The 20319-nt window shown below is 71.1% G+C and carries 16 protein-coding genes and 1 pseudogene; 11 read left to right on the forward strand and 6 right to left on the reverse strand.

The genetic code is table 11. From position 1 onward, the window contains the following. The first annotated feature begins 187 nt into the window (after nucleotides 1–187). A complete protein-coding gene (locus AC07CM_RS39250) occupies nucleotides 188–1333 on the forward strand; it encodes a CapA family protein (protein ID WP_478881312.1) in 1146 nt (381 codons plus the stop codon). On the opposite strand, the gene AC07CM_RS39255 is transcribed toward AC07CM_RS39250, so the two are convergent. Then, entirely contained in the window at nucleotides 1334–2755 is a 1422-nt protein-coding gene (locus AC07CM_RS39255) for an amino acid permease (protein ID WP_478881313.1), read from the reverse strand. A gap of 121 nt (nucleotides 2756–2876) precedes the next feature. Then, complete coding sequence (locus AC07CM_RS39260; protein WP_478881314.1) at nucleotides 2877–3347, reverse strand: universal stress protein; 471 nt, start codon at nucleotides 3345–3347, stop codon at nucleotides 2877–2879. 153 nt (nucleotides 3348–3500) lie between these two features. On the opposite strand from AC07CM_RS39260, the gene lysX reads away from it, so the two are divergent. Both lysX and AC07CM_RS39270 read left to right on the forward strand, forming a co-directional pair. Continuing rightward, a complete protein-coding gene (gene lysX / locus AC07CM_RS39265; RefSeq protein ID WP_478881315.1) occupies nucleotides 3501–6779 on the forward strand; it encodes a bifunctional lysylphosphatidylglycerol synthetase/lysine--tRNA ligase LysX in 3279 nt (1092 codons plus the stop codon). Nucleotides 6780–6891: 112 nt separating this feature from the next. Next, on the forward strand, nucleotides 6892–7728 hold the full coding sequence (locus tag AC07CM_RS39270; RefSeq protein ID WP_478881316.1) for a polysaccharide deacetylase family protein: 837 nt from the start codon (nucleotides 6892–6894) through the stop codon (nucleotides 7726–7728). A 30-nt stretch (nucleotides 7729–7758) separates the two neighbouring features. Here AC07CM_RS39270 and AC07CM_RS39275 read toward each other — a convergent pair whose 3' ends face one another. Beyond that, the gene (locus AC07CM_RS39275; RefSeq protein WP_478881317.1) at nucleotides 7759–8430 is read right to left on the reverse strand and encodes a class F sortase; all 672 of its coding nucleotides are present in this window, start codon (nucleotides 8428–8430) and stop codon (nucleotides 7759–7761) included. 710 nt (nucleotides 8431–9140) lie between these two features. Between AC07CM_RS39275 and AC07CM_RS39280 the strand changes: the two are divergent. After that, nucleotides 9141–9565, forward strand: a pseudogene (locus tag AC07CM_RS39280) (hypothetical protein). A gap of 128 nt (nucleotides 9566–9693) precedes the next feature. Here AC07CM_RS39280 and AC07CM_RS39285 read toward each other — a convergent pair. Together AC07CM_RS39285 and AC07CM_RS39290 are read right to left on the reverse strand one after the other, a co-directional pair. Continuing rightward, nucleotides 9694–10458, reverse strand: a complete 765-nt coding sequence (locus AC07CM_RS39285) for a bestrophin-like domain (RefSeq protein WP_478881318.1) — start codon at nucleotides 10456–10458, stop codon at nucleotides 9694–9696. Nucleotides 10459–10489: 31 nt separating this feature from the next. Then, nucleotides 10490–10618 (reverse strand): hypothetical protein, encoded by a 129-nt coding sequence (locus tag AC07CM_RS39290; protein ID WP_478881319.1) that lies wholly within the window; start codon nucleotides 10616–10618, stop codon nucleotides 10490–10492. A 157-nt stretch (nucleotides 10619–10775) separates the two neighbouring features. Between AC07CM_RS39290 and AC07CM_RS39295 the strand changes: the two genes are divergently transcribed. The 4 genes from AC07CM_RS39295 to AC07CM_RS39310 all read left to right on the forward strand — a co-directional run bounded on the left by AC07CM_RS39295 (nucleotide 10776) and on the right by AC07CM_RS39310 (nucleotide 15555). After that, nucleotides 10776–10943, forward strand: a complete 168-nt coding sequence (locus tag AC07CM_RS39295; protein WP_478881320.1) for a hypothetical protein — start codon at nucleotides 10776–10778, stop codon at nucleotides 10941–10943. 392 nt (nucleotides 10944–11335) lie between these two features. Beyond that, nucleotides 11336–12307 (forward strand): SCO0930 family lipoprotein, encoded by a 972-nt coding sequence (locus tag AC07CM_RS39300; RefSeq protein ID WP_478881321.1) that lies wholly within the window; start codon nucleotides 11336–11338, stop codon nucleotides 12305–12307. A gap of 294 nt (nucleotides 12308–12601) precedes the next feature. Beyond that, nucleotides 12602–13414, forward strand: coding sequence for an SAM-dependent methyltransferase (locus AC07CM_RS39305; RefSeq protein WP_478881322.1), 813 nt, complete (start codon nucleotides 12602–12604; stop codon nucleotides 13412–13414). Further along, nucleotides 13411–15555 (forward strand): putative bifunctional diguanylate cyclase/phosphodiesterase, encoded by a 2145-nt coding sequence (locus AC07CM_RS39310; RefSeq protein ID WP_478881323.1) that lies wholly within the window; start codon nucleotides 13411–13413, stop codon nucleotides 15553–15555. The genes AC07CM_RS39305 and AC07CM_RS39310 overlap by 4 nt, the downstream gene beginning before the upstream one ends. Before the next feature lie 124 nt (nucleotides 15556–15679). On the opposite strand, the gene AC07CM_RS39315 is transcribed toward AC07CM_RS39310, so the two are convergent. Beyond that, nucleotides 15680–16564, reverse strand: a complete 885-nt coding sequence (locus tag AC07CM_RS39315; RefSeq protein WP_478881324.1) for a LysR family transcriptional regulator — start codon at nucleotides 16562–16564, stop codon at nucleotides 15680–15682. A gap of 120 nt (nucleotides 16565–16684) precedes the next feature. On the opposite strand from AC07CM_RS39315, the gene AC07CM_RS39320 reads away from it, so the two are divergent. The 3 genes from AC07CM_RS39320 to AC07CM_RS39330 are packed head-to-tail and all read left to right on the forward strand — an operon-like array spanning nucleotide 16685 to nucleotide 20054. Continuing rightward, on the forward strand, nucleotides 16685–17356 hold the full coding sequence (locus AC07CM_RS39320) for a succinate dehydrogenase (protein WP_478881336.1): 672 nt from the start codon (nucleotides 16685–16687) through the stop codon (nucleotides 17354–17356). A gap of 2 nt (nucleotides 17357–17358) precedes the next feature. Next, nucleotides 17359–19308, forward strand: a complete 1950-nt coding sequence (locus tag AC07CM_RS39325; RefSeq protein WP_478881325.1) for a fumarate reductase/succinate dehydrogenase flavoprotein subunit — start codon at nucleotides 17359–17361, stop codon at nucleotides 19306–19308. Continuing rightward, nucleotides 19305–20054: a succinate dehydrogenase/fumarate reductase iron-sulfur subunit gene (locus AC07CM_RS39330; RefSeq protein ID WP_478881326.1), complete on the forward strand. Its 750-nt coding sequence runs from the start codon at nucleotides 19305–19307 to the stop codon at nucleotides 20052–20054. Before AC07CM_RS39325 ends, AC07CM_RS39330 begins: the two co-directional genes overlap by 4 nt. Nucleotides 20055–20319: the final 265 nt, after the last annotated feature.

Genomic DNA, 20319 nt, shown 5'->3' on the forward strand with positions numbered 1-20319 from the left:
TGCGACGGACGGTCGATCGTGTCGCCGAACGGTCGCACAGGCGAGCCGCGACCGCACGGTGACGGCACCGGATGGGTTAATTCGGGCGCCCGAGTCGTTTGCGTGGAGAGCCAGCTTCATACCCATATGCCGTCAAGGCTTTGTCTGTAAATACGACGTCCGCACAGAGACGACCTGGGGTGAGCCGATGATCGGACCCAGACATCAGGTGGCGCTGGCCCTGACCGCCCTCCTCGCCGCCGCGGCCGCCTGGCACAACCAGGCGGGGCAGGAGCCCGCCGTCCCGGGCCGCCCGGCGCCGCCGCCCGTCGTCCGCGAGTTCACCCTCGTCGCCTCGGGCGACGTGCTGCCGCACACCTCCGTCATCGACCGTGCGGCCTTCGACTCCGGAGGGACGGGCTACGACTTCCGCCCGATGCTCTCCGGCGTCGAACCCATCGTCAACCAGGCCGATCTGGCACTGTGTCACATGGACACCGTGTACGGCCCCGACGGCCACTACGGCGACTTCAAGGCGCCGCCGCAGCTCGCCCCTAGCCTCACGGCGATCGGCTACGACGGCTGCTCCACCGCCTCCGGCCACGTCATGGACGACGGCGCACCCGGCGTCCAGCGCACCCTGGACGCCATGGACCGGGCCGGCCTGCAGCACTCCGGAACCGCCCGCACCGAGGCCGAGGCCCACTCGGTCACGATGCTCCAGGCGGGCCCGGCCAGGGTCGCGCACCTGTCGTACACCTACGGCACCGACGGCCACCCGCTCCCCGCCGGACAGCCCTGGGCCGTCAACCTGATCGACGCGGACCGGATGATCTCCGACGCCCGGGCCGCCAGGCTGGCGGGCGCCGACGTGGTCGTCGTCTCGGTGCACTGGGGGACCGAGTGGCAGGAGGTCCCGGACCGGACGCAGCTGGCCCTCGCCGAACGCCTCACCGCCTCGCGCACCAACGGCCGCCCCGACATCGACCTGATCCTCGGCAGCCACGCCCATGTCCCGCAGGCCTTCGAGAAGGTCAACGGCACCTGGGTGGTCTACGGCATGGGCGACCAGATCGCCGGCCAGATGTACAACGGCAGGGGCGTGCAGGACTCGCGCGGCAACGAGTCCACGATCGGCCGCTTCACCTTCACCGCGCCCGCCAATCCCGGCGACCGCTGGCAGGTCACCAGGGCCGAGTTCCTCCCGCAGATGTACGACCTCGACGCCGGCCGGGTCGTCGACCTGGGCCGGGCGATCGCCGGGGGTGCCGAGCTGGAGGGAGTGCGCGACCGCATCAGGGACGTCGTCCTCAGCCGCGGGGCCGCCGCCGACGGGCTGGTCATGGCGGACTGATCACTCGGTGGGCCGCTCCGCGAGCGCGGAACGGCGGTAGGAGTAACCGAAGTAGACCCCACAGCCGATCACGAACCACACGGCGAACCGCACCCAGGTCTGCCACTGCAGGAACGTGATCAGCCAGACCGAGAAGACGACACCCATCGCGGGCACGACCGGCATCCACGGCGTGCGGAAGGCGCGCGGCAGGTCCGGCTGCCGGTAGCGCAGCACGATCACCGCCACGCAGACCACCACGAACGCCAGCAGGATGCCGATGTTGGTCAGCTCGGCCGCCTCCGCGATCGGCAGGAACCCGGCGATGAGGGCCGAGGCCGCCCCCACGATCCACGTCACGCGCGTCGGCACGTGCCGCGTCGGATGCGTCTTGGCGAACCAGATGGGCAGCAGCCCGTCACGGGACATCGAGAACCAGACCCGGGTGACACCCAGCATGAAGGTGAACATCACCGTGAGGATGCCGATGATCGCGCCCACCGCGATCACGTCCGCGAGGGCGTCCAGGCCGACCGACTTGAACGCCGAGGAGAAGCCGCTCTCCGGGTCGATGTCCTTGTAGTTCTGCATGCCCGTCAGCACCAGGCAGGCCGCCACGTACAGCACCATCGAGATCGCCAGCGAGTAGATGATCGCCTTCGGCATGTGCCGCCGCGCGTCCTTCGACTCCTCGGCCGCGGTAGACATCGCGTCGTAGCCGAACACCGCGAAGAACACGGTCGCCGCACCGGTGAACGCCCCGCTGATGCCGAACGGGAAGAAGGGGTGGTAGTTGGCGGTGTTGATGTGGAACACGCCCACCCCGATCACCAGCAGCACCACCAGCACCTTCAGCGCCACCACGAACGTCTCGAACCGGGCCGCGCTGCGGATGCCGAGGGTGAGCAGCCAGGCGATCAGCAGGCACAGCACCGCCGCGAACAGGTCGATCCGGTGCCCCGGCCCGGTGCCGGGCGCGCCCAGCATCCAGGCGGGCAGGTGCACGCCCAGCTCCCCGACCAGGAAGCCGAAATAGCCCGAGATGCCGATGGCGACCACGGCGACGATCGCCGTGTACTCCAGCAGCAGGTCCCAGCCGATGAACCAGCCCGCGAACTCGCCGAGCACCGCGTAGCCGTACGTGTACGCCGACCCCGCCTTCGGGATCAGCCCCGCGAACTCGGCGTACGACAGCGCGGCACAGGCGCTCGCGACGCCGGCGATGAGGAACGACAGCAGCACCGCGGGCCCCGCCGTGCCGTGGGCCACCGTGCCGGCCAGCGTGAAGATGCCCGCACCGATGATGCCGCCCACGCCGATGGCGGTGAGCTGCCACAGCCCGAGCGACCGGTCCAGCCGGGGGCCCTCGCCGAGTTCTGTCTCCTCGATGTGTTCGATCGGTTTGCGGCGGAGAATTCCTTCACCTGGTCGGATGCTGGCCATGCGCCTCACCTCTTCGCCGACGGCAAACGGCTGACGGCGGATCATGATGACTCAGGGGAGTCCGGTACGGAAGACGCCACGCACGGCCCGGTCGGGTGTCGCCCCACGCCGCCTCGGCAGCCTACGGAACGACCGTCACCGGCCAGCGCCCCGCCTTCACCAGCCGGACCGCCACCGAGCCGATGATCCGGTGCCCGGCCTGCTCCGAGGCGCCCACGACCACCGCGTCCGCCTTGAGCTCGTCGGCCGCCTTCACCAGCCCGTTGTACGGGTCGCCGCGGAAGGTGTGGAACTCCCAGCGCACCTCGAATATGCCCTTGAGCCGCTCGGCCGCCTCACGGATGTACGCGACCAGGTCCTCGGCGATCTCGTCGGTCGTCTCCGCCACCGGCGCCCCGAGCGCCGCCCCGGCCGCGAGCACCGGCTGCACGTACACCACGGCCAGCAGCGCGCGCTGCCGCCGGGCCAGACCGCCCGCGTACGCGGCGGCGCGCAGCGAGGAGTCGGAGCCGTCGACCCCGACCACGATGACCTTGGGCCCGTCCGTACCGCGCTCGAACTGATGCGCGTGCTGTTCGTGCTGCTCCGTCACAGCCCGAGGCTATCGGAACCTCTGCTTCCCGCCGAGGCCCGGGCCGGTCGGTACCGGCGCTTCCGCCGGGGCCCGGCCCCGTCGGAACCGGCGTTCCCGCACCCGGGCCCGCTCGACGGGCGAGCCGCCCGGGGCCTTCCTAGAGTCGGAACCATGACTGCCACCGCCGAGCCGGCCGCACGCAAAGGCGCCACGGGCCGGATACGCCCGCCCGCCGGCGGACGCCTCGGATGGGTGCCCGAGGCCTTCGCGACCCTCTTCGCCGCCCTCGGCCTGCTGTGCGCCCTGCTCGCGTTCATCGCCCCGCTGCGCGTCCTGCTCCGCCCCGTCGTGCGCACCCTCGACCTGCTCCTGGTCCCGATCAGCGCCAACCTCGCCTACGCGGTCTTCCTGTTCCTGCTGGCCGGCGCCACCGGCGCGCGCAAGAAGGTCGCCTGGTGGCTGGTCGTCGTCTACCTGGGCCTGGTGGTCCTCGCCGACGTCCTCGGTGTGGCCCTGGGCCAGTACGCCGAGTCACTGCCGTCCCTCGTCGTGTGCGGCCTGCTGCTGCTCCTGCTGGTGCTCGCCCGCAAGGAGTTCTACGCCTCCTCCCGCCGCGGTGCCGTGTGGCGGGCCCTGGGCGTGCTGCTGGCCGGAGTCGCCGTGGCGATCATCATCGGCTGGGGGCTGGTGTCGCTTCTCCCCGGCACCCTGCCGCAGAGCCAGCACCTGGCGTGGGCGGCCGACCGGGTGTGCGGCGGGCTGGTCTCGAACAGCGCCTTCGACGGCCGCCCACCGCGCCAGGTCACCTTCGTGCTCGGCCTGCTCGGCGCGCTCGCCCTGCTGAACGCCGCCGCCGCGCTCTTTAGGTCACAGCGCCTGGAGGCGGCCCTGCACGACGACGAGGAGGCCCGCATCCGCGCCCTTCTCAAGGCGTACGGCGACCGGGACTCGCTCGGCTACTTCGCCACCCGGCGCGACAAGGCCGTGGTCTTCTCCTCCAGCGGCAAGGCCGCCGTCACCTACCGCGTCGAGGCCGGCGTGTGCCTGGCCAGCGGCGACCCCGTCGGCGACCCCGAGGCCTGGCCGCACGCCATCGCCGCCTGGCTGGACGTGGCCCGCCGCCACGCCTGGGCGCCCGCCGTGATGGGCGCCTCCGAGGACGGCGCCCGTGCCTACGCCCGAGCCGGAGCCGGTGCCCTCCAGCTCGGCGACGAGGCGATCCTGCACGTACCCGGGTTCGACCTGAACGGCCGGGACATGCGCGTCACCCGCCAGGCCGTGCACCGCGTCCGCCGCACCGGCGCCACCTGCCGAGTCCGGCGCCACGCGACGCTCACCGACCACGAGATGGAAGAGATCGTCGACAAGGCGGACGCCTGGCGGGACACCGAGACGGAGCGCGGCTTCTCCATGGCCCTGGACCGGCTGGGCGACCCCGCGGACGGTGACTGCCTCCTCGTGGAGGCCCTCAGCGAGGAGGGCCGGCTGCTCGCCCTGCTCTCCTTCGTGCCCTGGGGCCGCGACGGCGTCTCCCTGGACCTGATGCGCCGTGACCGCTCCGCACCCAACGGGGTGATGGAGTTCATGGTGGCCGAACTGTGCACGGCCGCCCCCAAACTGGGGGTGCGCAGGATCTCGCTGAACTTCGCCGTCTTCCGGTCCGTGTTCGAGGAAGGCGCCCGCATCGGCGCCGGCCCGGTCCTCCGGCTCTGGCGCCGGCTGCTGCTGTTCTTCTCCCGCTGGTGGCAACTGGAGGCCCTCTACCGTTCCAACGCCAAGTACCACCCGGAGTGGTACCCGCGCTTCATCTGCTACGGCGAGACCGCCTCCCTCGCCCGCATCGGCCTGGCCTCCGGCATCGCCGAGGGATTCGTCTCCGTGCCTTCCCTGCGCAAACTCTGGGGAAAGGGGCACCCGAAGACGGGGCAGCGGCCCGCCACCACCGAGGGGCTGCCGCCCCTGACGGCTCTCGGCCTCGACGGAGGGGACGGGGCCGGGCCCGTCGCCCCGGACGCGGGCCTGCCCGACCAGGTCCGCGTCCGGCACCGCAAGCTCGACCGCCTGCGCGCCACCGGCACCGACCCCTACCCGGTCGGCCTGCCCGCCCCCACGCACGCCCTGGCCGACGTCCCGCCGGGTCAGGACGTCACGGTGGCCGGCCGCATCATGCTGGTCCGTGACTTCGGCGGCATCGTCTTCGCCGTCCTGCGCGACTGGTCCGGGGACCACCAACTCGCCCTCACCCGCGACGGCTCGGGGGCCGCGCTCGACCGCTTCCGGGCCGTGACCGACATCGGCGACCAGATCACGGCCACCGGCCGCGCGGGCCCGAGCGACAAGGGCGAACCCACCGTCTTCGTCACCTCCTGGCAGCTGACCGGCAAGTGCCTGCGCCCGCTGCCCGACAAGCACCGCGGCCTCGCCGACCCCGAGGCCAGGGTCCGCCGCCGCTACCTCGACCTGGTCACCAGCCCCGGCGCCCGCCAGGTGATCCGCGCCCGCTCCACCGCAGTACAGGCCCTGCGGCAGGGCCTGCTGGACCGCGGCTACGTGGAGGTCGAGACCCCGATGCTCCAGCAGATCCACGGCGGCGCCAACGCCCGCCCCTTCACCACCCACATCAACGCCTACGATCTCGACCTGTACCTGCGCATCGCGCCCGAGCTGTACCTGAAGCGGCTGTGCGTCGGCGGCCTGGAGAAGGTCTTCGAACTGGGCCGCACCTTCCGCAACGAGGGCGTCTCCTACAAGCACAACCCCGAGTTCACCATGCTGGAGGCCTACCAGGCGCACGCCGACTACGACGTGATGCTCGACCTGACCCGCGAGCTGATCCAGGGCGCCGCGACCGCCGCCTTCGGCTCCCCGGTCGTCCGCAAGGACGGACAGGAGTACGACATCTCGGGGCAGTGGCCGGTCAAGACCGTCTTCGGGGCGCTGTCCGAGGTACTGGGCGAGGAGATCGGCCCCGGCACCGAACTGCTCCGGCTGCACCGGCTGTGCGACCGGACGGGGGTGCCCTACATCGCCGACGACGGCCCCGGTGACGTGGTCCTGGAGATGTACGAGCGGCTGGTCGAGGAACGGACCGGGCTGCCCACCTTCTACAAGGACTTCCCGACCGAGGTCTCCCCGCTCACCCGGCAGCACCGCACCGACCCGCGGCTCGCCGAACGCTGGGACCTCGTCGCCTTCGGCACCGAACTCGGCACCGCCTACTCCGAGCTGACCGACCCTGTCGAACAGCGCCGCCGGCTCACCGAGCAGTCCCTGCTGGCCGCCGGCGGCGACCCGGAGGCCATGGAGCTCGACGAGGACTTCCTCGACGCCCTGGAGTACGCGATGCCGCCGACCGGCGGGCTCGGCATCGGCGTCGACCGGCTCGTCATGTTCCTCACCGGCCTGACGATCCGGGAGACCCTGCCCTTCCCGCTGGTGCGCCGCCGCTGACGGCCCGATCCGGGACGGCCGTCCGCCCGGCGCTGCGCCGACCGGGTGGTTTCCCGCCGCCGCACCGGTGTCGGTGCGGTGCGCCGGAGGTTTGCCGGGCGACTGATGAGTCATGCAGAAGGATCAGTTGTTCACACGGCGCCGGATGCTGCTCGCCGGCGCCGCCGCTCTGGGAGCCGCCGGCACCGCGGGACTCGTCGTGGCGGGCGACGGCGGCGAAGCCGCCCGCACCGCCGCACCCGTCGCCGGCCCGCAGGCACGCCAGGTGCTCAAGTCCTCCGCCTTCCGGCTCCAGCCATTGACCGGATACGGCCCACCGCGTGCCGCGCCACGCAAGCTCAAGGTGCGGCGGGAACCCATCCTGCAGATCTCCGGACGCGGCCGGCGGATGATGCTGACCTTCGACGACGGCCCCAACCCGTACTACACCCCGCACATCCTGGACACCCTCGCCAAGTACGGCGTCCGGGCCATGTTCTTCGTGTGCGGGGAGTGCGTCGTCGACAACAGGGAACTGCTGGCCCGGATGGCCGACGAGGGGCACGTCGTCGGCAACCACACCTGGACGCATCCGCTGCTGACCACGCTCAACCGCCGGGAGATCCGCTCCGAGATGGGGCGGACGAGCGACATCATCGAGGAGGCGTACGGCGAGCGCCCGCAGTGGTTCCGCGCACCCTACGGCGCCTGGAACCGCGCGGCCTTCCAGCTCGGCGCCGAGATGGGTATGGAGCCGATGGCCTGGACCGTCGACACCACCGACTGGGAGACGCCCGGCACGGACACCATCATCGACCGGGTGGAGAGCGGCGCCGCCCCCGGCGTGGTCGTGCTCTCCCACGACGCCGGGGGCGACCGCTCGCAGAGCGTCGAGGCGATCCGCGAATACCTGCCCTATCTGCTGGACTCCGGCTATCACCTCACCGTGCCACCCCGCCGTCCGGTGTGAGCCCGGCTTCGCCCGCCCGGTGACGGCGTCTCAGTCGACCGCGACCAGGCGGGCGAAGACCACGACGTTCCCGTTGTAGCCGTTCTGCTTCGAGAAACCGCCGCCGCAGGTGATCACCCGGAGTTCCGGTGTGCCCTTCGAGCCGTACACCCGGTCGCTCGGGAAACGGTTCTTCGCGAAGACCTCGACCCCGTAGATCTCGAACACCGCGGTCTTTTTGTCCTTGCGCTCGACCTCGACCCGGTTTCCCTTCTTCAGGGCCCCGAGTCCGTAGAACACGGCGGGTCCCTTCTTGTTGTCGACATGCCCGACGACGACCGCGGTGCCCTTCTCCCCGGGGGAGACCGCACCGGTGAACCAGCCCGCCAGGTTGGGGTCCTCCGGCGGCGGGGCGCCGACCCAGCCGTTGGCGTCCAGACCGACGGGCACGATCGGCGCGTCGACCTGGATCGCGGGGATCCTGACCCGGTCGGCCGCGGCGAACGGCAGGGGGGTGAGGGGCGCCGCGACCGTGTCCGGGGCGGCCCGGCTGTCCGGGGCCACCGCCGACGCGGGCTGCGGCGGCCCGATGTCGAACTCCCCCGAACCGTTGCGAATGAGCGCCAGGCCGGTCAGCAGAACAAGCGCTATGACGCCCCACGGCGCGCGCTTTCGCCGCCGCTCCTCCTCTTCGGCCAACTCGAACCGCACGGACGCAGACATTCGTCATCCCCTCTCGACGCGGCCGTCGCCACGTGCCTCACGCATAAGAAAACGCTAAGTCCCCCGCGCGCGACAGGCGACGGGGCGACGGGCGAACGGGTGGTCCGCCGCCCCTCCGGTGCGCCATCCGAGTTGCAGACGAAAGGAATTTTCTGACGCTTTGTGACCTGCGACAATATCCGATTGTGTGGTTTTCAGTCGGCGTGTCCGCTCACCAGGACGGAGCATTCTCGACGTGCGGGCGTGTTCCGCGCGTCCGAGGGTCTTGATCGGGAGGTGCTTTCTCGCCGATTGACCGGGTACGGGACCCGGCCTGCCTCCCGCGGAGGATCACATGCGAAACCAACGTGCCCTGGCGGTCGCGTGCTCAGCGGTCGCCGCGATGGGGCTCGGGCTCGCCGCTCCCGTGGCCGTCGCCGACGGCATGGGCAATGGGGGCGGCAACGAGACGGGGATCATCTCCGGCTCCGGGATCACAGGGGTAGGCCCGGGCGTCGGTATCGGCAACGGAAACGGCACCATCAACGGCCTCGGAAACGGGAACTTCAACGGCAACTTCAACGGCAACTTCAACGGAAACGGGAACTTCAACGGAAACGGCAACTTCAACGGCCGCAACAACGGCAACGTCGGCGGCCGCGGCAACGACTTGGGCCACAACAACGGCAGGGGCGACAACTTCGGCAACGGCCGCGGAGGCAACGGCCGGGGTGACGACTTCGGGAACGGCCACCGGGACGGCAACCCGCGCAACATCGCCGCGTCGCCCAGCGTGGTCGCCGCCGGCGGCCGGCTCGCCGTCACCGTGGACGGCTGCCGCGGCGGCACGGCCACCTCGGACGCGTTCCAGAGCGTCCAGCTGTCGTCGGTGGGCGACGACACCGCGCGAGGCATCGCCTTGGTCGACCTCAACGCCCGGACGGGTCGCCACGACATCACGGTCAACTGCAACGGCCGCACCCTGACCCGCCCGTCGGCCTTCACCGTGCTCGGCGGCGTCAAGGCAGGTCTCGGCGGCGGCAGCACCAGCGGTGCCACACCGGCCGACACGGCCATCGGCAGCGGACTTGTTGCCTCTGCCGTGCTCGGGGGCGGCGTGTTCCTGGTGCGCCGCCGGCAGGAGAGCCGGATCTGACGGGGCGTCGCTCCCTGCGCGCCGGAGCACGGCGCACGTGGCCGGCCTTCGTCCCGACCCCCTCGCGGGAGCCGGGGCGAAGGCTCGCCTGTGACGGAGGCGCGGCCGTCCGGGCGCCGGTACGGCGGCTATCCCCTGACGCTCGGGAACAGACTCAGGAACGGCTCGGCGGTCGCCGCGATGCCCCGGCTGTACGGGGCGTCGAAGTCCCAGATGAGGAAGAGCATGAAGGCGATGGTCGCGGAGAACAGCCCGGCCAGGACCAGCTCCCGCCGGGTGCGCCGGATCTGCAGCGCGAACACCATGCAGACGGTGACGACCGCTCCCGCGAGCAGTCCCCACCACACCACCGGCGGCATCGTCGCCCCGGTCGAGTCGGCACGCGCGTTGCGCGCCTGGTCGGCGGCGGCCATCTGGTCCAGCAGCGGCTGGTAGGCCTGCGCCTCGAAGTCGTTCCTCGGCTGGTAGTCCGTGACGTCCTGGCGGACCTGTGCCAGCAGTTCGGTGCCGCGGTCGGTGACCTGCTCGTGGTCGGCCATCGCCGTCCACTCGGTGGTCACGACGTGTCCGACATAGGCGTTGACATCGTCCCGAATACGGTCACGGACCTCCGGCGGATAGACCCGCACCCGCTCGTAGATCTCGTGCAGCGACTGGGCCTCGGCCTGCACATGGTCCTGGGCGGCGCTGCGCGCCTCCCATACGCCGGCGATGGCCAGACCCAGGACGATCGCGTACACGACGCCGATCCACATCGTCATGTACTCGATGACGTCCGGGGTCTCGCTGGGATCCTCGTCCTCGGGAGCCCTCTTGTGCCGTACGAGGGTGATGACGACCACCACGGCGCACGCCCCCAGCATCGCGAGGACGAGAACAAGCCAATCCGACAACAGGTGCCTCCAGAGGTGAGCGGCCGGCGTTTCAGCGCGGGCGCAGCGCCGCGACGGCGACGATCGCGGGAACGGTGATGAGCAGGACGTAGGTGACCGGTGAGGTCGGGGAGGGCGCGGGGTGGCGGCTGGGCCGGGGGTGGTACGCCGGATAGCTCACCGGGGTCACGGAGGGCCGCGGGTGAGGCCTGGGCGAGGGGCTGTGCCTCGGTTTCGGCGCCGGGGCGGGTGGGGGAGTCGGGGCCGGCCGGGGCGCGGGCGCCGCCGGGGCGGGCCGGGCGGGCGGCCGCGGCCTGGGCGTCGGCGGGGCCTTGGGCGTGGGTGTCGGCCGCGGCCTGGGCGTCGGCGTCGGTGTGGGGGTGGGCGTCGGCGTGGGCGGGCACGGCGGCGGGGTGGGCTCCGGGCACGGCGGGGGAGTGGGCCAGCGGTCGCCGCCCCCCGCCGCGGCCACCGCCACCGTGCCGTCCGGGCCCGTCGAGGCGTAGGCGCAGGAGTCGGCCGACGCGGTCCCGACCGGGCAGCCCACCAGGGTCCAGGTCAGTGTCAGGAGCGCCAACACCCGTGTGGCGGGCGCACATCGGGTCACTTCGGGTGCATGCACGACGGAGATCATGAGCCCCGCAGCCCCTTGGCAGTCCGGAGTGTGCCCGGATTGATCCGAAGGGGGGACAAAGCGCGATCAGTGGTTTGACGGTGCGGAAGAGGCTGACTGATCCGACATGTACGCCCGTACGACTCCCCGGACGGCGGACGCGTCACAGGATCCCGAAAGAATTTCGCGGCCCGGTTGAACGCTCCTGCCCCCTCGCCGCGTACCCATGGCCGTGCGGCGGCACAGCAGGCGCTGCAATATCCAGGCGAATTTGGAGAGTTGACGATGAAGACCTCCTGGCGGACCGCCTCACTGGTGGCCACGGCCGCTTCCGTGCTGGCGCTGACGACGGCGTGCGGTCAGGACAACAGCACCACCCCGGCATCGGCGGCCCAGAACGTCGGGGCCACGGCCGCGGCGGGCGACTACGGCAGCACGGGCACCGTGGCCGGTACGGGCACCGGTGCCGGCAACGGATACGGCGCCGACGGCAACCAGAGTTCCAGCTCCCCGAGCCCGGCGGCCCCCGCGGGCAAGCTGACCGTGGCCAGCAATCCCGACCTGGGCCATGTGCTGACGGACGGCTCCGGCCTCACCCTCTACCGATTCGACAAGGACACCGCCAACCCCCCCAAGTCGAACTGCGACGGCGACTGCGCCACCACCTGGCCGCCGGTGCCCGCCGACGACGCCACCGCCGGCGCCGGCATCGACAAGGCCCTGCTCGGCGAGGTCACCCGCGCCGACGGGACCAAGCAGCTGACCATCGGCGGCTGGCCCGCCTACCGTTACGTCAAGGACGTCAACTCCGGTGACGTCAACGGACAGGGCGTGGGCGGCAAGTGGTTCGCCCTCGCCCCCAACGGCAAGAAGGCCAAGCTGTCCGACCTGCCCGGTCTGTCCGTTCGCAAGGACCCCAAGCTCGGCGAGGTCGTCGTCGACAAGAACGGCATGACGGTCTACCGCTTCCTGAAGGACAAGGCCTGGCCCAAGTCCGTCTCGAACTGCACCGGTGCCTGCCTGGAGAAGTGGCCGGCCGTGGCGCCGGTCAAGAGCGACGACACCGAGGGCGTGCAGAAGAAGGGCCTGATGGGCTTCACCCGCCCCGACGGGGTGAAGCAGATGACCGTCAACTGCTGGCCGATCTACACCTTCTCCGGTGACAAGGCTCCCGGTGACACCAACGGTCAGGGCGTGGGCGGCACCTGGTACGCCGTCTCGCCCGACGGCAAGCCGGTCGGCGCGCCGGGCAAGTAGAGATCACCTCCCCAGGGTCGATCGCCCCGCCCACCGGCGCGTGACCGAAGGTCCGCCCCCTCCGCACCGCACGGAGGGGGCGGACCGTTGTGTTGTGCGGACCGGTGCGTCGGCGGACTGTCGCGGCATCGCGGACAGTCGTCGAACAGCGGGGTCACACGGGTACTTGCCGCAGGCAGTGACCGGGAACGGATGGTCAATTTCCGTTTCGGGTCGCTCCTTTGGCGGGCGATCAGTAGCCTCTGCTCGAACACCGGATCGCCTACACCCGTCGTCCACGCCTTGGAGAGATACATGGAGCGTCCCGCCTGGGCCCCCCGGAGCATCGACATCTCGGTGCCGAGCGTTTCGCGTATCTACGACTTCTACCTGGGCGGTTCGCACAACTTCGAGGTCGACCGCGAGGCGGCCCGCAAGGCCATGGAGTACATGCCGGGGCTGCCGAAGATCATGCAGGCCAACCGGGCGTTCATGCGCCGGGCCGTGCGCTTCGCGGCCGGGGAGGGCATCACCCAGTTCCTCGACATCGGCTCCGGCATCCCGACCTTCGGCAACGTCCACGAGGTGGCCCAGGCCGCCGCACCGGGCGCCCGGGTGCTCTACGTCGACCACGACCCGGTGGCGGTGGCGCACAGCCAGGCGGTGCTGGCGGGCAACGACCGCACGGACGTGGTCGCGGCCGACCTGCGCAAGCCCCAGGAGATCCTCGCGAGCCCCCAACTGGACGGCCTCATCGACCTGAATCGGCCAGTGGCGCTCCTCCTCGTTGCCATACTGCACTTCGTGGAAGACGCGGACGACCCGTACGGAGCGGTGGCCGAGCTGCGCGAGGCACTCGCGCCCGGCAGCCTGCTGATCCTCACCCATGCCTCGTACGAGGGAATCCCGTTGCCGGCGGAGCGGGCCGAGGGTGCGGTGGACGTGTACAAGGACATTCGCAACCCGCTGATCATGCGCTCGCGCGACGAGATCGCGCGGTTCTTCGAGGGGTACGACATGGTGGAACCCGGACTGGTGCCGATGCCGCTCTGGCGGCCGGAGTCGGCGCCGGAGGAGGAGGATCCCTATGCCTTCTCCGGATTCGCCGGCGTGGGGCGCACGGCGTGAGCGGGGAGCCGGACGGGCCGGAGGACAGACTGCGCCGGTTGACGACGATCTGGAGCCGGGCGGTCTTCCCGGTCACCTCCACGTCGCTGACCCGCGCGGAGTTCGAGGAGCGACTCCTCCCGCTCGCACGCCGATTGAGCGGCCTGCTGCGGGCCCGCAGCTTCGACGCCGAGCAGGCCAGGGCGGTCGGCGCCGCGCTCGTCGGGGCGCACTGTACCGACCCCGAGGCGCTCGCCCGCACTCTGGACTGCGTCGACGCCTACCTGGTCCTGTACTGCGGCGAGGACGGCCCGCAGGACGAACTGCGCATGCGTTCCTCGCGGTTGCAGCACGCCATGGCGGCCGGGTACGCGCAGGCGCTGCGCGAGCGTACCCTCGCCGAGCAGGAGGCCATCGCCCAGGCCGCGTTGCAGGCCCAGGGCCTGGTGGCGCAGGCCCTGCACGCCAGCGAGGCCCGCTTCCGGGCGGTCTTCGAGGGCGCCGCCATAGGAATCGGCATCGCCGACCTGGACGGGAACGTGCTCCAGGTCAACGAGGCGCTGCAGCGCATGTTCGGGCTCACCGACCAGTCGATGCGCGGCCGCCGGGTGCAGGACTGGACCCATCCCGAGGACGCTCCCCAGACCTGGAAGCTCTACGACGAACTGGTCCGCGGCGACCGCGAGCACTACCACCTGGAGAAGGCCTTCAACCGCACCGACGGCACGGTCCTGTGGACCAACCTGACGGTCTCCCTGCTGCGCGACGCCGACGGCAGGCCGCAGTACCAGCTGGCCCTCATGGAGGACACCACCGAGCGGCGCCTGCTCAACCTCCGGCTGCGCTACGAGGCCACGCACGACGCGCTCACGGGCCTGCCCAACCGCACCCTGTTCTTCGAACGCCTGGAGAAGGTGCTCAACGCCGGAGAGGGCCAGCGCTTCGGCCTGTGCTACCTCGACCTGGACGGGTTCAAGACCGTCAACGACAGCCTCGGCCACGCGGCCGGCGACCGGCTGCTGGTGGAGATCGCCGACCGGCTGCAGTCCTGCGCGACCGCGCCCGGCGAGATGGTCGCCCGGCTCGGCGGCGACGAGTTCGTGGCGCTGACCACCGGTCCCGGTACCGAGCGCAAGGTCGACGAGCTCGCGGAACGCATCATGAACGCCCTCGTCACGCCCGTCAGCATCGACGGCCGTGACCTGCTGGTGCGCGGCAGCCTCGGCATCGTGGAGGGACCGGCGGGCGAGCGCACCGCGGCGGAGGTGCTGCGCAGCGCGGACATCACCATGTACCGGGCCAAGTCGGCGGGCGGCAACCGTTCCGAACTGGCCGACCCGGAGGCCGACGCGCGCGCCATCACCCGCCACGGCCTGACCACCGCCCTCCCCACGGCACTGGAGCGCGGCGAGTTCTTCATCGAGTACCAGCCGCTCGTCCACCTCGGCGACGGCAGCGTGCGCGGTGCCGAGGCGCTGGTGCGCTGGCTGCACCCGCAGCACGGCGTCCTCGGCCCCGACCGGTTCATCCCGCTCGCCGAGCACACGGGCCTGATCGTTCCGCTCGGCCGCTGGGTGCTGGAGGAATCCATCCGGCAGGCCCGCGAGTGGCGGGAACGGTACGGCCACGCGACCGCCGCCGGTCCCCTGCGCATCAACGTCAACCTCTCCCCGTGCCAGCTCAGCCATCCCGGCCTGGTCCAGGACACGGTGGACATCCTCGAACGCGCGGGGGTCACCCCTGACGCCCTGTGCCTGGAGGTCACCGAGTCGGCGCTGATCGGCGCCGACGACGACCTCCTCAAACCGCTGCGCAGGCTCGCCGAGATGGGCGTCGACATCGCCCTGGACGACTTCGGCACCGGCTACTCCAACCTCGCCAACCTGCGCCGCCTCCCGGTGAGCATCCTCAAGCTGGACCGCTCCTTCACCCAGGGCATGCAACAGTTCCCGGCCGACCCCGTCGACCTGAAGATCGTCGAGGGCGTCGTCTCCCTGGCCCACAGTCTCGACCTCGCGGTCACCGTCGAGGGCGTGGAGACCGGCGCCCAGGCCGAACAGCTCCGCATACTGGGCTGCGACACGGCCCAGGGCTGGTACTACGCCCGCCCGGGCCCACCGGAGCGCCTGCACGAACTGGCCCTGGTGGACGCGACGGGCTGAGCGGCGGGGTGTGGGGGCACAGCCCCCACAAAAGGGGCGCGGGGAACTGCGCGAGCGACCACCTGACGACCCGCGCCCCCAACGGCGATCTCGAAGCCGGACGAATCCGGGCAGAACCCGACCCTCACCTCTCGAGCAGCATCCGCTGCAACTCCCGAGCCGCCCGAGGCGGAGCCACGTCGCTCCGGTGCGCCAACGCGATGGTCCGGTGCAACCCCGGCCGGGCCAGCGGCGTGACCCGAAGACCCTGCCCGGCCCGAGAGGCCACCATCCGCGGCACGACGGCCACGCCCAGCCCCGCCCGCACGAACCCCAGCACCGCGTCCATCTCGCCGCCCTCCACCGCGAAGTCGGGCTCGAATCCGGCGGAGCGGCACGCGGCCACCGTCAGCTCGCGCAGGTCGTACCCGTGCCGGAACATCACCAGGCGCTCGCCCTCCAGATCGCCGATGTCGACCACCCGGCCGCCCCGCCCCGGGGCCGGCACCTCCGGTGAGGACACGACGACGAGATCCTCCCGCAGCAGCTCCACCGTGGTCAGCGCGGGCGCGGGCGGCGGCAGCGGCAGGACGACCAGCGCGAGGTCCAGGGCGCCACGGGCCAGCTCCCGCACCAGGTCGTGCGAGCCCCCCTCCTCGATCAGCAGCTGGATGCCGGGGTAGCGGTCGTGGAAGGCGCGCAGCACATCCGGCAGGAGCCCGGTGCAGAGACTCGGCGTCGCCCCCAGCCGCACCCGCCCCCGCCGCAGCTGCACCAGCTCCTGCACCTCGTGCCGGGCGGTGTCCGCGTCCGCGAGGATCCGCCGGGCCAGCGGCAGCAGGGCCTCGCCCGCGTCGGTCAGCGTGATGTTGCCCCGGGCGCGCAGGAAGAGATCGGCTCCCAGCTCCCGCTCCAGCGCCTTGATCTGCTGGGAGAGGGAGGGCTGGGCGACGTGGACCAGCTCGGCGGCCCGGGTGAAGTGCCGGGTCTCGGCGACGGCCACGAAGTACTGGAGCTGCTGGAACTGCACCCCGTCATGATAGCCCTTGGCTATGGAAACGAGCCGGACCATGTCTTGGACCGATGAGGTCCTTCGGCCCTAGCGTGCTGAGACATGGCACTGGCAACGCGGACGGACCGACGGCCGTCCATGGCGCGCACGATGTGGGACAGCACCGTCGGCAAGAAGACAGTGATGGCCGTCAGCGGTCTGATCATGCTGCTGTACCTGGTCGCGCACATGATCGGAAACCTGAAGATCTACTTCGGGGCCGGCGAGTTCAACCACTACGCCCACTGGCTGCGCACCGTCGGCGAACCCTTCATGCACTACGAGTGGACGCTCTGGCTCATCCGGGTCGTCCTGCTCGTCGCCGTGGTCGCCCACGCCACCTCCGCGTACCAGCTCAGCCGCCGCGACATCAAGGCGCGCCCCAGCAAGTACGTGCACAGCAGGCCGCGGGCGAGCTACGCCACGCGCACCATGCGCTGGGGCGGGATCATCCTCGGCCTCTTCATCGTCTGGCACCTCCTGGACCTGACCACCGGCACCGTGCACTCCGGCGGCTTCCAGGAGGGCCACCCGTACCAGAACGTGGTGGACACCTTCTCCACCTGGTACGGCAACGTCATCTACATCGTCGCGATGCTCGCGCTCGGCCTGCACATCCGGCACGGCTTCTGGAGCGCCGCCCAGACCCTCGGCGTCGGCAGCCGCGCCCGCGACCGCGGCCTGAAGACCGTCGCCGACGTCCTCGCGCTGCTGCTCACGGCCGGTTTCATCGCCGTACCCGTGGGCGTCATGACCGGAGTGGTGAGCTGACCATGACTACCTACGTCGACTACGAGACCGGCGAACCCCTGGCCGACACCAAGGCCCCCTCCGGGCCCGTCCACGAGCGCTGGGACAAGCGCCGTTTCGAGGCCAAGCTGGTCAACCCCGCCAACCGCCGCAAGCACACGATCATCGTGGTCGGCACCGGCCTGGCCGGCGGCTCCGCGGGCGCCACGCTCGCCGAACAGGGCTACCACGTCGTCCAGTTCTGCTACCAGGACTCCCCGCGCCGCGCCCACTCGATCGCCGCGCAGGGCGGCATCAACGCCGCGAAGAACTACCGCAACGACGGCGACTCGGTGCACCGGCTGTTCTACGACACCGTCAAGGGCGGCGACTTCCGTGCCCGCGAGTCCAACGTGCACCGGCTCGCCCAGATCTCCGTGGAGATCATCGACCAGTGCGTGGCCCAGGGCGTGCCGTTCGCCCGCGAGTACGGAGGCCTCCTCGACACCCGATCCTTCGGCGGCGTCCAGGTGTCCCGTACCTTCTACGCCCGCGGCCAGACGGGCCAGCAGCTGCTGCTGGGCGCCTACCAGGCGCTGTCCCGGCAGATCGCCGCCGGGAACGTGGAGATGCACCCGCGCACCGAGATGCTGGACCTGATCGTGGTGGACGGACGGGCGCGCGGGATCGTGGCCCGGGACCTGATCACCGGGGAGATCTCCACGTACTTCGCGGACGCCGTCGTCCTCGCCTCCGGCGGCTACGGCAACGTCTTCTACCTGTCCACGAACGCCATGAACTCCAACGCGACCGCCGTCTGGCGGGCGCACCGGCGCGGCGCCTACTTCGCCAACCCCTGCTTCACGCAGATCCACCCGACCTGCATCCCGCGCACCGGCGACCACCAGTCCAAGCTCACCCTGATGAGCGAGTCGCTGCGCAACGACGGTCGGATCTGGGTGCCGAAGGCGAAGGGCGACGACCGGCCGCCGAACCGTATCCCCGAGGACGAGCGCGACTACTACCTCGAGCGCATCTACCCCTCCTTCGGCAACCTGGTGCCGCGGGACATCGCCTCCCGCGCCGCGAAGAACGTCTGCGACGAGGGCAGGGGCGTCGGCCCCGGCGGGCAGGGTGTCTACCTCGACTTCGCGGACGCCGTCGAGCGCATGGGCCGCGAGGCCGTCGAGGCCAAGTACGGCAACCTCTTCGACATGTACCAGCGGATCACCGACGAGGATCCGTACGAGGTGCCGATGCGGATCTACCCGGCCGTGCACTACACGATGGGCGGCCTGTGGGTCGACTACGACCTGCAGTCCACGATCCCGGGCCTGTTCGCGGTCGGCGAGGCCAACTTCTCCGACCACGGCGCCAACCGGCTCGGCGCCTCCGCGCTGATGCAGGGCCTGGCCGACGGCTACTTCGTGCTGCCGGCCACCATCAACGACTACCTCGCCCGGAACCCGCACCAGGAGCCGCTCACGGCCGGACACCCCGTGGTCCAGGAGGTGCTTGCCGAGACCGAGGACAGGCTCAACCTGCTCCTCGCCGTCGACGGCGACCGCACCCCCGACTCCTTCCACCGTGAACTCGGCGAACTGATGTGGGAGTTCTGCGGCATGGCCCGCACCGACTCCGGCCTGCGCAAGGCGCTGGAACGCATCCCGCAGATCCGCGAGGAGTTCTGGCGGCGCATCAAGGTGCCCGGCACCGGCGAGGAGTTCAACCAGTCGCTGGAGAAGGCCAACCGGATCGTCGACTACCTGGAGCTCGCCGAGCTGATGTGCCTCGACGCACTGCACCGCGGCGAGTCCTGTGGCGGCCACTTCCGCGAGGAGTCCCAGACGCCGGACGGCGAGGCCGCCCGCAGGGACGACGAGTTCGCCTACGCGGCCGCCTGGCAGTTCACCGGTACGGGCGCCGCGCCCGTCCTGCACAAGGAAGACCTGGTCTTCGAGCACGTCCACCCCACCCAGCGGAGCTACGCATGAAGCTCACCCTGCGCGTCTGGCGGCAGAAGAACGCCGACGCCGACGGCGCGATGTCCACTTACGAGGTGGACGGCATCTCGTCCGACATGTCCTTCCTGGAGATGCTGGACGTCCTCAACGAACAGCTCATCCTCTCCGGCGAGGAGCCCGTCGCCTTCGACCACGACTGCCGCGAGGGCATCTGCGGCGCGTGCAGCCTGGTGATCAACGGCGAGGCCCACGGCCCCGAGCGCACCACCACCTGCCAGCTGCACATGCGGTCCTTCGAGGACGGCGACACGATCGACATCGAGCCGTGGCGGGCCGCCGCCTTCCCGGTGATCAAGGACCTGGTCGTCGACCGGACCGCCTTCGACCGGATCATCCAGGCCGGTGGCTACGTCACCGCCCCGACCGGCTCGGCGCCGGAGGCCCACGCCACACCGGTGCCGAAGGCCGACGCCGACTTCGCGTTCGAGCACGCGGAGTGCATCGGGTGCGGTGCGTGCGTGGCCGCGTGTCCCAACGGGGCGGCGATGCTGTTCACCTCCGCCAAGGTCAACCACCTCAACGTACTGCCCCAGGGGGCGCCCGAGCGGGAGACCCGGGTGCTGGACATGGTGGCGCAGATGGACTCCGAGGGGTTCGGCGGGTGCACGCTGACCGGTGAGTGTGCGACCGCCTGTCCCAAGGGGATCCCGCTCGTGTCCATCACGAGCATGAACCGGGAGTGGCTGCGGGCCACCCGGAAGGTGGCGAAGAAGTAGCGCCGTCGGGGGTGCGGGTGCGTTGTGGCTGGTCGCGCAGTCCCCGCGCCCCTTGGCCGGGGCAGTGATCGTTCGCCGAAAAGGCGGGCGGCCGGGGCCGGGGTAGGTGCTCACCCGGCCCCGTCTGGGTTTCCGTCCCGCCGCCTCACCCGTGCCGTTCAACAAGCCCACACCCGCTCTCCGGTCCTCGGTCACGCACCGGCCAACCGGCGTCGGAAGAACAGGACAGGCAGTCCGGACCGACGGACTGCCGCTCCCGCCGACC

Source organism: Streptomyces sp. NPDC044061, from assembly GCF_056434305.1.

Coding starts and splice junctions, on each gene's coding strand:
- AC07CM_RS39250 (WP_478881312.1), top strand. CDS start 188: ATGATCGGACCCAGACATCAGGTGGCGCTGGCCCTGACCGCCCTCCTC.
- AC07CM_RS39255 (WP_478881313.1), bottom strand. CDS start 2,755: ATGGCCAGCATCCGACCAGGTGAAGGAATTCTCCGCCGCAAACCGATC.
- lysX (WP_478881315.1), top strand. CDS start 3,501: ATGACTGCCACCGCCGAGCCGGCCGCACGCAAAGGCGCCACGGGCCGG.
- AC07CM_RS39270 (WP_478881316.1), top strand. CDS start 6,892: ATGCAGAAGGATCAGTTGTTCACACGGCGCCGGATGCTGCTCGCCGGC.
- AC07CM_RS39275 (WP_478881317.1), bottom strand. CDS start 8,430: ATGTCTGCGTCCGTGCGGTTCGAGTTGGCCGAAGAGGAGGAGCGGCGG.
- AC07CM_RS39300 (WP_478881321.1), top strand. CDS start 11,336: ATGAAGACCTCCTGGCGGACCGCCTCACTGGTGGCCACGGCCGCTTCC.
- AC07CM_RS39305 (WP_478881322.1), top strand. CDS start 12,602: ATGGAGCGTCCCGCCTGGGCCCCCCGGAGCATCGACATCTCGGTGCCG.
- AC07CM_RS39320 (WP_478881336.1), top strand. CDS start 16,685: ATGGCGCGCACGATGTGGGACAGCACCGTCGGCAAGAAGACAGTGATG.
- AC07CM_RS39325 (WP_478881325.1), top strand. CDS start 17,359: ATGACTACCTACGTCGACTACGAGACCGGCGAACCCCTGGCCGACACC.
- AC07CM_RS39330 (WP_478881326.1), top strand. CDS start 19,305: ATGAAGCTCACCCTGCGCGTCTGGCGGCAGAAGAACGCCGACGCCGAC.